This window comes from Paraburkholderia sp. SG-MS1, assembly GCF_012275575.1.
GTDB lineage: Bacteria > Pseudomonadota > Gammaproteobacteria > Burkholderiales > Burkholderiaceae > Paraburkholderia.
On the sequence record NZ_NPIH01000132.1, the window covers coordinates 1 to 10,786 of the forward strand.

10 protein-coding genes and 1 pseudogene are annotated in these 10,786 nt (G+C 65.4%); 2 read left to right on the top strand and 9 right to left on the bottom strand.

Annotation, left to right across the window (positions count from 1 at the left end; genetic code table 11):
- The first annotated feature begins 112 nt into the window (after positions 1 to 112).
- Both CIC12_RS10210 and CIC12_RS10215 read left to right on the top strand, forming a co-directional pair.
- Entirely contained in the window at positions 113 to 562 is a 450-nt protein-coding gene (locus tag CIC12_RS10210; RefSeq protein WP_168664008.1) for a hypothetical protein, read from the top strand.
- Positions 563 to 952: 390 nt separating this feature from the next.
- Positions 953 to 1,546, top strand: a complete 594-nt coding sequence (locus tag CIC12_RS10215; protein WP_168664009.1) for a BPSL1445 family SYLF domain-containing lipoprotein — start codon at positions 953 to 955, stop codon at positions 1,544 to 1,546.
- Positions 1,547 to 1,892: 346 nt separating this feature from the next.
- Here the strand turns inward: CIC12_RS10215 and CIC12_RS10220 are convergent, their stop codons facing one another.
- From CIC12_RS10220 to CIC12_RS10260, 9 genes and pseudogenes are all read right to left on the bottom strand, one after another.
- On the bottom strand, positions 1,893 to 2,963 hold the full coding sequence (locus CIC12_RS10220) for a glycosyltransferase family 4 protein (RefSeq protein ID WP_168664010.1): 1,071 nt from the start codon (positions 2,961 to 2,963) through the stop codon (positions 1,893 to 1,895).
- A gap of 239 nt (positions 2,964 to 3,202) precedes the next feature.
- Complete coding sequence (locus CIC12_RS10225; protein ID WP_168664011.1) at positions 3,203 to 4,369, bottom strand: AAA family ATPase; 1,167 nt, start codon at positions 4,367 to 4,369, stop codon at positions 3,203 to 3,205.
- A gap of 67 nt (positions 4,370 to 4,436) precedes the next feature.
- Positions 4,437 to 5,849 (bottom strand): alpha,alpha-trehalose-phosphate synthase (UDP-forming), encoded by a 1,413-nt coding sequence (gene otsA / locus CIC12_RS10230; RefSeq protein WP_168664012.1) that lies wholly within the window; start codon positions 5,847 to 5,849, stop codon positions 4,437 to 4,439.
- A gap of 240 nt (positions 5,850 to 6,089) precedes the next feature.
- Complete coding sequence (locus tag CIC12_RS10235; RefSeq protein ID WP_168664013.1) at positions 6,090 to 7,313, bottom strand: mechanosensitive ion channel family protein; 1,224 nt, start codon at positions 7,311 to 7,313, stop codon at positions 6,090 to 6,092.
- A 456-nt stretch (positions 7,314 to 7,769) separates the two neighbouring features.
- On the bottom strand, positions 7,770 to 8,126 hold the full coding sequence (locus CIC12_RS10240; protein WP_168664014.1) for a Rap1a/Tai family immunity protein: 357 nt from the start codon (positions 8,124 to 8,126) through the stop codon (positions 7,770 to 7,772).
- Between the two features lie 175 nt (positions 8,127 to 8,301).
- Positions 8,302 to 9,042, bottom strand: a complete 741-nt coding sequence (locus tag CIC12_RS10245) for an ankyrin repeat domain-containing protein (protein ID WP_168664017.1) — start codon at positions 9,040 to 9,042, stop codon at positions 8,302 to 8,304.
- A 45-nt stretch (positions 9,043 to 9,087) separates the two neighbouring features.
- Positions 9,088 to 9,885 carry a TatD family hydrolase gene (locus CIC12_RS10250; protein ID WP_168664015.1) on the bottom strand — a complete coding sequence of 266 codons (798 nt, stop codon included), beginning with the start codon at positions 9,883 to 9,885 and terminating at the stop codon, positions 9,088 to 9,090.
- A 33-nt stretch (positions 9,886 to 9,918) separates the two neighbouring features.
- Complete coding sequence (locus tag CIC12_RS10255) at positions 9,919 to 10,443, bottom strand: GNAT family N-acetyltransferase (RefSeq protein WP_168664016.1); 525 nt, start codon at positions 10,441 to 10,443, stop codon at positions 9,919 to 9,921.
- A 117-nt stretch (positions 10,444 to 10,560) separates the two neighbouring features.
- A pseudogene (locus CIC12_RS10260) lies at positions 10,561 to 10,786 on the bottom strand (DNA polymerase III subunit delta'); the annotation flags it as partial.

Genomic DNA, 10,786 nt, shown 5'->3' on the forward strand with positions numbered 1-10,786 from the left:
CCTGAACCCGCCGTTTTCTTCTATGATGGCTGCGGAGACGGCCCCCCTATACAAACATTAGACGGGCCGCCATCTTGTCGTTGGTGCTGCTGAGCATCGATTGGAGGCAAGGATGGTATCGAAGCATAAAAACCGCTGGTTGAGGCGGTGGCTGCTCGTCATCGTTTTCTGGGCCGTGCCCGTGGCGATCGTCGCGGTCAGCGAGATCCGCGAGGAAATGGCGTATAACGCCGTCGACCTCGACCGCGCGCTGACCACCTGGAATTTCACCACGGCACAACGCGCGGCCGGCGCGGCCGCGCGCTGCCACGGCAAGCCCGACGAGGCCCAGGCCGCGGGCTGTCCCGTCGACGTGCTGGCCGCCAATGCGCCGCGCCAGCAAGACGCGCGCAACGAATACAGCGTGCGCCGCACGACGCTGATCGGGTATCTGTGGCATGCGTTCGTCGGGTACTGGGTCGTGCCGGCGATCGTGCTGCTGCTGATCGGCATGGTGATCGGCATGGTGCGCCGCGCACTGCGGCGCCCGCCGCCGGTCAAGAGTCCGGCGAATCATGGATGAGGTTGGCGTCGTGGCGGCGTCCCTCCCAACCCTTCGTCGAATGCGGCGTCCGGGCAACACTTCCGTTTCGATTTTCAACGCCTGAGCCGGGCCCAAAAATCGGTAAAAAGCACTTTTCTGGCGGACGCCGAGCGTTTGACCCACGCGCGGCCGCGCGCCATGCCGGCCTTGTGGGAAGCCCGATCAAAACGCCACACAGGCCTTTCGGGGTCCGCGCCGAGGCAGGTCAAAATTACATCACAACGTCTTGCGATCAGCCGCAAAGCCCCGTCACACAAGGCTTCTCGCCTGCCGGCGGAGTGCGCGTTTGCGCTCGCCTGTGATATAACTCAAAGGCAACGCGGCGACATCGCCCTCATGTTGCGCCCCGGAACTACACGGAGAAAAACGATGCAAAGACGAAACTTCATGTTGAAGACTACCGCTGCGCTCGCTTTCGGAGGCATTGCACTCGCTGGCTGTACGACTACGTCTTCCAGCAGCAACAACGCCACGCCTTCCACCGATTCCTCGAAGCGCCAGTCGATCGACGCCGCCGTCGACGGCACGCTGTCACGCCTCTTCACGACCGTGAAGGGTTCCCGCGAACTGGTGTCGAAGGCGCGCGGCGTGCTGGTGTTCCCGTCAGTTCTGCAAGCGGGCTTCATCGTCGGTGGTCAGTACGGCGAAGGCGCGCTGCGCGTGGGCGGCGCCTCGGTCGGCTACTACAGCACGATTTCCGGGTCGTTCGGCCTGCAGGCGGGCGCGCAATCGAAGGCCATCATCTTCCTGTTCATGACGCAGGATTCGCTCGACAAATTCCGCAATGCGGATGGCTGGTCGGTCGGCGGCGACGCCTCCGTCGCGCTGGTAAAGGTCGGCGCCAACGGCGCAATCGACACGACCACGGCAACTGCCCCGGTCCAGGTATTCGTGCTGACCAATGCCGGCCTGATGGGCGACCTGTCACTGCAGGGCACCAAGGTATCGCGGCTGAAGATCTGAACGCGCGCTATCCGGTGGAAAGGTCTGCGGGGTAAGCGTCTGATCCGCCTGCTTGCGTGAGCCGCGGAGGCCGGGTCGGACGTGGGCCCGCGCGATCTGCGGTGGCGGGGCGGCTGGCGGGAGCGTCGCGGCGGCAGGTTCGTTCAGGCTTCCGGCCGCCGCTCATCCTCGCATTCCGACTGCCCTTCAGGACCTGTGCGGCATAAGTCCGGCGCCCAGCCAAGGCAATCGTTCAGCATGAAGCAGCAATGAAAAACGGCGGTGCGCATCGCACACCGCCGTTCTTTTTTTCACCGTGCCGCAGGTGAGTCCGCAGCCCGACGCAAAGGAAGTCGAATCCGCCGCGTCAACTTCCCGACGACGTATCGATCACCTTGAAGCGCGAACGCTTCTGCGCGCGAATCACCGACTGATACGCATCCACGTACTGCTGTGCCATCCGGTGAGAGGTGAAGCGCTCCTCGAAGCGCTGCCGCACGGCCGCGCGCGGCATCTTGTGCAGACGGTTGACCGCCGCCACCGCGCCGATTTCGTCCTCGACGATAAAACCCGTCACGCCGTCTTCGATGACTTCCGGCACCGAGCCGCGATTGAACGCGATCACCGGCGTGCCGCACGCCATCGCCTCGATCATCACGAGACCGAACGGCTCCGGCCAGTCGATCGGGAACAGCAGCGCATGCGCGCCCGACAGGAATTCGGCCTTCTGGTTATCCGCAATCTCGCCGATGAACTCCACGTACGGCAAGTCCAGCAGCGGCCGGATCTCGCGTTCGAAGTACTCGCGGTCGGCGGCGTCCACTTTCGCCGCGATGCGGATCGGCATCCCACAACGCCCGGCAATGCGGATCGCCGTGTCGACGCGCTTTTCCGGCGAGATGCGGCCGAGAAACGCGAGGTACTTCTGCTCGACCGGCTGCGGCGTATAGAGCCGCTCGGGCAAGCCGTGATAGACGGTGGTGAGCCAGCGCGCCTGCGGCAGCGGATGACGCTGCGCGTTCGAAATCGAGATTACCGGCGCGGTATTGAAGGTGTCGAAAACCGGCTGCTGCTCGGGCAAATCGAGGCGGCCGTGCATCGTCGTGACGAACGGCGTCTCCTGCCGTTTGAACACCGAGAACGAGTAGTAGTCGAGGTGAAAGTGCAGCACGTCGAACTCATCGGCCTGGCGGCGCACCAGTTCCATCAGCAGCATGTGCGGTGCGATGCGGTCGCGGATTCCGGGGTCCAGACGCAGCGCGCGCGGCCAGACCGCTTCGAGTTTCGCGCTGGTGACGGAGTCGCCGCTCGCGAACAGCGTCACGTCATGGCCGAGCTCGACGAGCGCCTCGGTGATGTACGACACGACGCGCTCCGTGCCGCCGTACAGCTTCGGCGGCACCGATTCGGTCAAGGGGGCGATCTGCGCAATCTTCATATTATGTGTCTCCATAGACTGACGGCTTGCGCCTCGTGGCGGTGCGCGTCAGCGACGCCGAGTATGACAGCGCCGTTCACTCCGATCAATGCAATGGCGCGAGGGTGACGCAAGCACGCGTGCACCACCGGCATCGGAGCATTATTCCCTGGCGTCCGGCAAAAAGCCCCCGACCTTGCATTTGCTCTGCGCTGTTACAGTCGGCTTACATCCAAGCCGCTCCTCTTCGGCCCGAAAGACTAGCGCGCGGGCCATTTCCATGCGGGCAATTCAAGGCCGTCGGCATCGGCGAGGCGCGTCGCACCGAAGTGTTTGTCCAGCACGATCGACTGGCTCGCCTCCTCGCGTTCGAGTGCCGCGATCAGGCGCGCCGCATGCGACACCACCAGCACCTGCGAATCCGCCGATGCCCGCGCGATCAGACGCGCGAGCGCCGGCAAGAGGTCCGGATGCAGGCTCGTCTCCGGTTCGTTCAGCACCAGCAGCGCGGGCGGACGCGGCGTGAGCAACGCCGCGACCAGCAGCAGATAGCGCAGGGTGCCGTCCGATAATTCCGCGCCTTTCAGCGGCCGCAGTAGACCGTGCTGGCGCATCGCCACTTCGAAGCGGCCGTCGTGCGTCGTGACGTCCAGTTGCGAGCCGGGAAAGGCGTCGTCGATTGCCGCGTCGAGCACGGCCGGATCGCCGATCTCGCGGATGGTCTGCAAGGCCGCCGCGAGGTCCGTGCCGTCGTCGGACAGCACCGGCGTATGCGTGCCGATTTGCGGCAGACGCGCAGGCGCTTCGGCGTCGGTGCGGAAATGATCGTAGAAGCGCCACGAGCGGATCTGCTCGCGCACCGTCACCATTTCGGGTGCGCTGCGCGGGTCGGAGAACTCCGTCATCATGCTGTCGAAACTGGCGACCGGTTGCGGAACGGTCTGCCAGTCGCCGTTGCCGTCGCGCGTGCGCAAGGCGACGCCGTGGCGGTCGACCAGCAACGCCGAAGGCCGCAGCAGCGGTCCGCTCCAGATGCACTCGCGTTTGATGACCGGGTCGAGCTGGAATTTGCTCGACTCCCGCGGCGCCGGCAAGCCCAGATCGATCGCGTAGCTGAATTCGTCGCTGGCGAAGCCGAGCCTGAGACTGACCGGCTCCTTGCGGCGCGTGCCCTCGACGGGCGACTCGCCCGCCAGCATCGCGCGCGAAAAGCGCTCGGGGCCGGCCCACAGCGTCGACGGCAAACCGCCTTCGCGCGCGAGCGACGTGATCACGCCGCCGCGCGCGGTCTCCGCCAGCAAACGCAGCGCGCGGTACACGCTCGACTTGCCGCTGCCATTCGCGCCCGTGATCACGTTCAGGCGGCCGAGCGGCACGATCAACTCGCGCAACGACCGGTAGCCCGCGATGGCCAGCGCGCTCAGCATGCGCTTGTGCCGCGTGCGAACGCGAGCAGCGGCAGGTGCGCCGCCGTGACTTCATCCCCATGCGCCATCACTTGTGGCCGTCCCCCTTGGCCGGTTTCTGCGCCGGCACCTTGCGCAGATCGCTCAGGAAGGTGTCGCGCCACACGCCGAGATCGTTCTTGCGCAGCGCCGCCATGTTGATCTCATGCCGCCGTTGACGCGCGTCGAGCGGCATCTGCAAGGCGCGCTGCAACGCTTCGCACATGCCGATCGCATCGTGCGGATTGACCAGCAACGCGCCGCTCAACTCCGCCGCCGCGCCCGCGAATACCGATAGGACCAGCACGCCGGGGTCGTCGGGATTCTGGGCAGCGACGTATTCTTTCGCGACCAGGTTCATGCCGTCATGCAGCGGCGTCACGAAGCCAATCTGCGATTCGCGAAACAGCGACATCAGTTTCCAGCGGTCGTACTGCTGGTTCAGATAACGGATCGGCGTGTAGTCGAGGCCCGAGTAGCGGCCGTTGATTCGCCCTGCTTCGTATTCGAGATCCTGGCGGATCTTCTGATAGGTGGCGACGTCCGAGCGGGTGGGCGGAGCGATCTGCACGAGCGTGACGTTGCCGCGCCATTCGGGCGAACGCTCCAGCAGATGTTCGAACGCGCGGAAGCGCTCGACGAGTCCCTTCGAGTAGTCGAGTCGGTCGACGCTCATGATCAGCTTGCGGCCTTCGAGGCTCTGCTTCAGGTCGAGCACATGCTGGCGGCTTTCATAGCGCTTCGCCTGCTCGGCGATTTCGTCGGGGAACACACCGATGCGATAGACGCCGGTGCGCAGCTTGCGCCCGAACGCTTCGACGAGGCCGTCCGCGCTCACCGTGCCGCGCGCGTGGCGTGTCACGTAGTCGTGGAACGCCTGCTCGTCGGTGGCGGTCTGGAAACCCAGCAGGTCGTAGCAGGACAGCGATTTCACAAGCTCTTCGTGCGGCGGAATGTTGAGCAGGATCTGCGGCGCGGGAAACGGAATATGCAGGAAGAAGCCGATGCGGTTCGTCACGCCCTCGTTGCGCAGCGCCTCGGCGAACGGGATCAGATGGTAGTCGTGAATCCAGATGATGTCGTCGGGTTCGAGCAGCTTGATCAGCTTGTGCGCAAGCCATGCGTTGACGCGGCGGTAGCCCGCATACTCCTCGCGCTCGTAGCGCGCAAGGTCGTTGCGGTAGTGGAATACCGGCCACAGCGTCGCGTTAGAAAAGCCGCGATAGTACTGGTCGTAGTCCTTGCGCGTCAGTCCGACGGTCGCGAAGGTCACGGCGCCGTCCTGTTCCAGCGTAGGGCCGGCGTTGGCGACGGTCTCGCTGACCACGTCGCCGCTCCAGCCGAACCATACGCCTCCCGCGTCCTTCAGCGCACCGAACACGCCGACCGCGAGGCCGCCCGCCGATCCCTTGGTTTCCGTTGGTGTAGCGACGCGATTCGACACGACGATCAGTCGGCCCATGTTGCATGTCCTCCTTGGTTGGCACGGCGCGGGCGGGTGTGCTTTGGCGATGGCGGCGGTGGTGTTGGGAGTTGCGCCGCTGTTGCCCGCAGCACGCTGAAGCATGCCGTTGCCGCGCCAGGTTCGTGAGTGAGTGGACGGTTCGACCGCTAGAGGGGCTGATCGGTTCAGGCACGCAATGTGAGCGGGGCACGGCGCCTGCTCACGCACTCATCAAAGTATGCGTTACCCGCGTGCCCGCTACACTTTCTCCTTCGCCTTCTGCGCAGCCTCCGCCGCACCGGGCCGTCCAAACCGGCTGGCCACCGGATCGGCCTCGGTATGCGCGGCGGTGCTGCCGGCCGGCGCCTGCGCGCTGCGCGGCACCCAGTCGATCTGCTCGTTCGTGCTGGTTTCCAGCTCCGCCGACACATCGGCACGCGTACGCGGCAAGTATTGCGGATAGTGCCGCTGGATGAAATCGAGCAGCCCTTCGCGCACGCGGCAGCGCAAATCCCAGTTCAGGCCGGAATCGAGCGAACTGACGAGCGCGCGCAATTGCATCGCGCGTTCGGTGCCGTCCGTGACCTGCAGCACCTGCACGCGGCGGTCCCATTCGGGCGCGCTCTCCACGATGCGCGCCAGCTCTTCGCGCAACGGCGCGAGCGGCATCCGGTAATCGACGAACAGGAACACCGTGCCGATGATCTGCGAGCTGCTGCGCGTCCAGTTGGTGAATGGATTTTCGATGAACCATTGCAGCGGCACGATCAGCCGGCGCTGGTCCCACAGCCGCACCGACACATACGTACCGGTAATCTCCTCGATACGCCCCCACTCGCCCTGAATCACGACAACGTCGTCGAGCCGGATCGGCTGCGACAAGGCAATCTGCAACCCGGCGATCAGATTGCCGAGCACCGGCCGCGCCGCAATACCGGCAACCAGACCGGCCACCCCGGCCGACGCCAGCAGACTCGCGCCGACCTGGCGGACATTCGGGAAAGTCATCAGCGCGCCGCCCGTGCCGACGATCACGATCAGGATCATCACCGAGCGCGCCAGCACCCGGGCTTGTGTATGGATGCGGCGCGCCTGCAGGTTGTCGGCGCTATCGAGCGGATGGGCGCGAATGATCGCCTCGCCGATGGCCGCCGCCGAGCGCACCGACAGCCACGTGAGCGCGGCGATCAGCGCGATCGCGGCGACGTCCCGAATCGGCTCGATGTACCTGAGCGCATCGGGCGCCTCGGACCACACGCCTTCCAGCACCAGAATCACGAGGACGAACAGCGACGGCTTGTCGACATAGCGCAGCACCACGCTGATGAGCGGATGCGGCCGCGCGATGCGCATCACGATGCGCGCGCCGACCCGGTGAATGCCGATGGCCACCGCCGCCACGATTACCGACACGATCAACGCGCCGAACCACGTATGCAGCGGCGCTTCGGCGACGAGGCTGAAGTCGTCGAGAGTAGACATGGGGGGTATGTTCCTCCTGGCTCGAGTGGTAGACAGGACCGCGGCGCGCGGGCGCGCCGTTGGCGATGTACCGTGCTGCTGCGCGCTGCGCGCTGCGCGCCGGGCCGCCGGACGACCCAACAGTGCACTGCGGGAGCGGGCGCATTGCAGAGTCAGCGCCCGGCCGCGCGTGCCCTCACGGCGGGAGTTCACCCGGCGGCCTGTTTGCGCCTTGGGCCCGCGTGGCGCATCCGCGGACTAACGACATCTTAGGTCTCAATCGCCGCGCAGTGGCGAATCGCGCCCAGTTCCCCTGGCACGGAGGGACGCTCCGGTTTTCAACCGAACCGGTTTTGAAGCGGCCGGCTTGGCGAGGGTTTTCAACCCCGCATCAGTCTGGCCCATTGCCGAAGATGCTGGCCGACTGCACCACCCGCCCACATGAGGCACGCGGGGCTCGCAGCCCGGCCGTTCAGATCAGTCGCTGCTCTTGCACGGGAACGCCTTGCCGAGGCCCAGCGAGATCGCCGTGCTGGCGTTGTAGCCCGCGACGATCGGATTTTCCGCGATGTACTTGCGCACCGCATCGGTCAATTGGGCCGAGCGCGCGTCGGGTGGCAGGCAGAAGTATTGGCCGACCCGCGGGCCGGTGGTGCCGCCGATCGCGTCGATGGTGTTGAAGATGCCGTCGGCGGCGCCTTCGATGTAGGCGGCGCAGGCGCTACGCGATGCCACATCCGTCTTGGTGCACAGCTTGTTGAGGTCGCCCCCCGTAAACGCGGCTGCCGATAGCGGTACGGCAAACGCGCTGGCGAAAATCAAAGCCCGCAGCATGGTGTTCCTTTCGAGGGTCATTTATCAGGCGGTCTTTCGCCGCATCCAGACGGCGCGCCACCTGGCGCGCCAAGTCGTCATTCTGCACTGTTTCAGGCAGGCGCAGCAGGCAGCCCCCCGCCATCTTCAGGCCAATGCGCGGCGAACCGGGCGAACGGCCTGGTCGCCGCACCGTTCACTTCTGCTGCATTTGCTGCAGGCGCGCGCTCAGGCCTTCGACTACGTCCGGCTCCTTGTAGGTCTTCGCGAAATCGAGCGCCGTCATGCCGATCTGGTTCTTCACCGTCAGATCCGCGCCGTTGTCCAGCAGCAGCTTCACCGTCGACACATGGCCCCCGCGCGCGGCCATCATCAGCGGTGTGGTGCCGTTCGGCGAACCCGCGTCGACATACGCCGAATGGTCCAGCAGCACCTTGACGATGTCGTCGTGGCCATTCGCGGCCGCGTAGTGCAGCGGCGCCCAGCCCTTCTTGTTGACCTCGGCGTCTTTTGCGACCAGCAGGTTGACGAAGTCCAGATCGCCGACCAGCGCGGCCATCATCAGTGCGTTCTCGCCGGCTTTGTCTTCGATCTCGAGGTTGGTTTTCGGGTTGGCGAGCAGTGCCGCGCCCACCTTGTCCGACTTCTCGCGCGCGGCGATCACCAGCAGCGGAATGCCCTGGTTGTCGACGCTATTCGGGTCCATGCCCTTCGCGAGCAGCTTGTTGACGCCGTCGACATCGTCGAACTTCACCGACTTGATCAACGAGTCGATCGGCGCCGCCTGCGCCGGCGCCGCGACCAGCGCGCTCAGTGCCGCGCAGGCGAAGGCGGCTGCGAGCGCGGCACGCGATGCGCCGCGCCGCGCCGACGTCAGCGCGCCACGCACGGCGGAACTCGATTGGAAGGCAGCGGTCGACATCGGAATGTTTTTCATATCTTGCATTAGGAAACTTCCCTATCCTTTTGATATTATTAAGCTTTATAAATTACGCGCCCGTGGGGGCTGCAATTTGAACAGCCGGAAGAAGTTTTGCGTGGTCGCCGCGGCCAATGCTTCGTCCGGCATCTCACGCTGTTGCGCGATGAAGCGTCCGACATGACTTACGTACGCAGGTTCATTAGGCTTGCCGCGATACGGCACCGGCGCGAGGTACGGCGAGTCGGTTTCGATCAGCAGGCGCTCGAGCGGCACGCGGCGCGCGACGTCCTGCACGTCGGTCGCGCTCTTGAAGGTGACGATGCCCGACAGTGAGATGTAAAAATTCTGCGCGAGCGCCCGCTCAGCGACCGCCCACGGCTCGGTGAAGCAATGCATCACGCCGCCCGGCTCGCTCGCACGTTCCTCGGCCATGATCCGCAGCGTGTCGTCTGCCGACGAGCGCGTGTGGATGATCAGCGGCTTCTTCGTCGCATGCGCCGCGCGGATGTGCGTGCGAAAGCGCTCACGCTGCCATTCCATGTCGGCGATCGTGCGGCCTTCGAGGCGATAGTAGTCGAGCCCGGTCTCGCCGATCGCGACCACTTTCGGATGCGCGGCCAACTCGATCAGCTCGGCGAGACTCGGCTCACGCATGTCCTCGTGATCCGGATGGACGCCGACCGACGCGTAGACGTTCTCGTGCCGGCTGGCGATGTCCAGCACGGACGGCAGCGTCTCCAGATCGACCGACACGCACAGCGCATGCGTAACCGAATGGCTGCGCATGTTCTCGAGCACTTGCGGCAGGCGCTCGGCGAGTCCTTCGAAGTTGATGTGACAGTGCGAATCGACAAACATGATGAGGTCCTGCGAAAAATGGCTTGAGGCGGATCAGGCGGCGGCGTCAGCCAAATCGAGCCGCTTGCCGAGAATCACCAGATCGCGCTCCACGCCGTCCAGCACGGCCACGCGCGGCAGCGAGCCCCACGTGTCGAAGCCGAAGCCGCGGAACAGCCGCAGGCTGGCGTCGTTGTGACCGAACACGAAGCCCAGCACGGTGTCGATGCCAAGCGCGGGCGCCGCCGCGAGGGAGGCCGTCAGCAGCTTTTTTCCGAGGCCCTGGCCGCGCGCGCTTTCGTCGAGATAGATGCTGACTTCGGCGGTGCGCAGGTAGGCCGGGCGGCCGTAGAAATCCGAAAAGCTTAGCCACGCGATCACGCGGCCCGGCTGCTGCGGGTCTTCCACCACCCACAGCGGGCGCTTATGGGGGCCGTGCGCGTGAAACCACGCGAGCCGGCTCTCGACCGTGACCGGTTCGAGGTCGGCCGTCACTTGCCGCGACGGCACGGTCGAGTTGTAGATGGCGACGATGGCGGGCAAATCGTCGAGCGTGGCATCTCGGTAGGCAAGGCTCATGGTGCTTGTATCTGAAATGAAAGACCGGTTACGGGACGAATGGCCGGGCCGGAGCGCGCAGCGCAAAGCCCGTTCCGGCCTGGACAGCGAGCGGCTTGCGCTCGCCGCCGGCGCGGTTCACGCGAACAGCTCGCGGTAGCCGATAAACAGTTCCTCGAACACCAGCCGCGCGTTCAGCGGATGGTTCTCCACGGCGCGCTGACGCGTCACGGTGCGCGTGAAGCGCGCAAACGCGCTGGCATCCGCTTGTGACGCGCAGCGCGTCAACGCCGCCGAGGCCTGTGGAAAATAACGCGGCGCGCCAGCGGTGCGCTGCGCCAGCAGATCGTACATCCAGCGCTGC

Bases quoted from the DNA above. Each gene is read 5' to 3' on its own strand.
- CIC12_RS10210 (WP_168664008.1), top strand. From the start codon at position 113: ATGGTATCGAAGCATAAAAACCGCTGGTTGAGGCGGTGGCTGCTCGTC.
- CIC12_RS10215 (WP_168664009.1), top strand. From the start codon at position 953: ATGCAAAGACGAAACTTCATGTTGAAGACTACCGCTGCGCTCGCTTTC.
- CIC12_RS10220 (WP_168664010.1), bottom strand. From the start codon at position 2,963: ATGAAGATTGCGCAGATCGCCCCCTTGACCGAATCGGTGCCGCCGAAG.
- CIC12_RS10225 (WP_168664011.1), bottom strand. From the start codon at position 4,369: ATGCTGAGCGCGCTGGCCATCGCGGGCTACCGGTCGTTGCGCGAGTTG.
- otsA (WP_168664012.1), bottom strand. From the start codon at position 5,849: ATGGGCCGACTGATCGTCGTGTCGAATCGCGTCGCTACACCAACGGAA.
- CIC12_RS10235 (WP_168664013.1), bottom strand. From the start codon at position 7,313: ATGTCTACTCTCGACGACTTCAGCCTCGTCGCCGAAGCGCCGCTGCAT.
- CIC12_RS10240 (WP_168664014.1), bottom strand. From the start codon at position 8,126: ATGCTGCGGGCTTTGATTTTCGCCAGCGCGTTTGCCGTACCGCTATCG.
- CIC12_RS10245 (WP_168664017.1), bottom strand. From the start codon at position 9,042: ATGAAAAACATTCCGATGTCGACCGCTGCCTTCCAATCGAGTTCCGCC.
- CIC12_RS10250 (WP_168664015.1), bottom strand. From the start codon at position 9,885: ATGTTTGTCGATTCGCACTGTCACATCAACTTCGAAGGACTCGCCGAG.
- CIC12_RS10255 (WP_168664016.1), bottom strand. From the start codon at position 10,443: ATGAGCCTTGCCTACCGAGATGCCACGCTCGACGATTTGCCCGCCATC.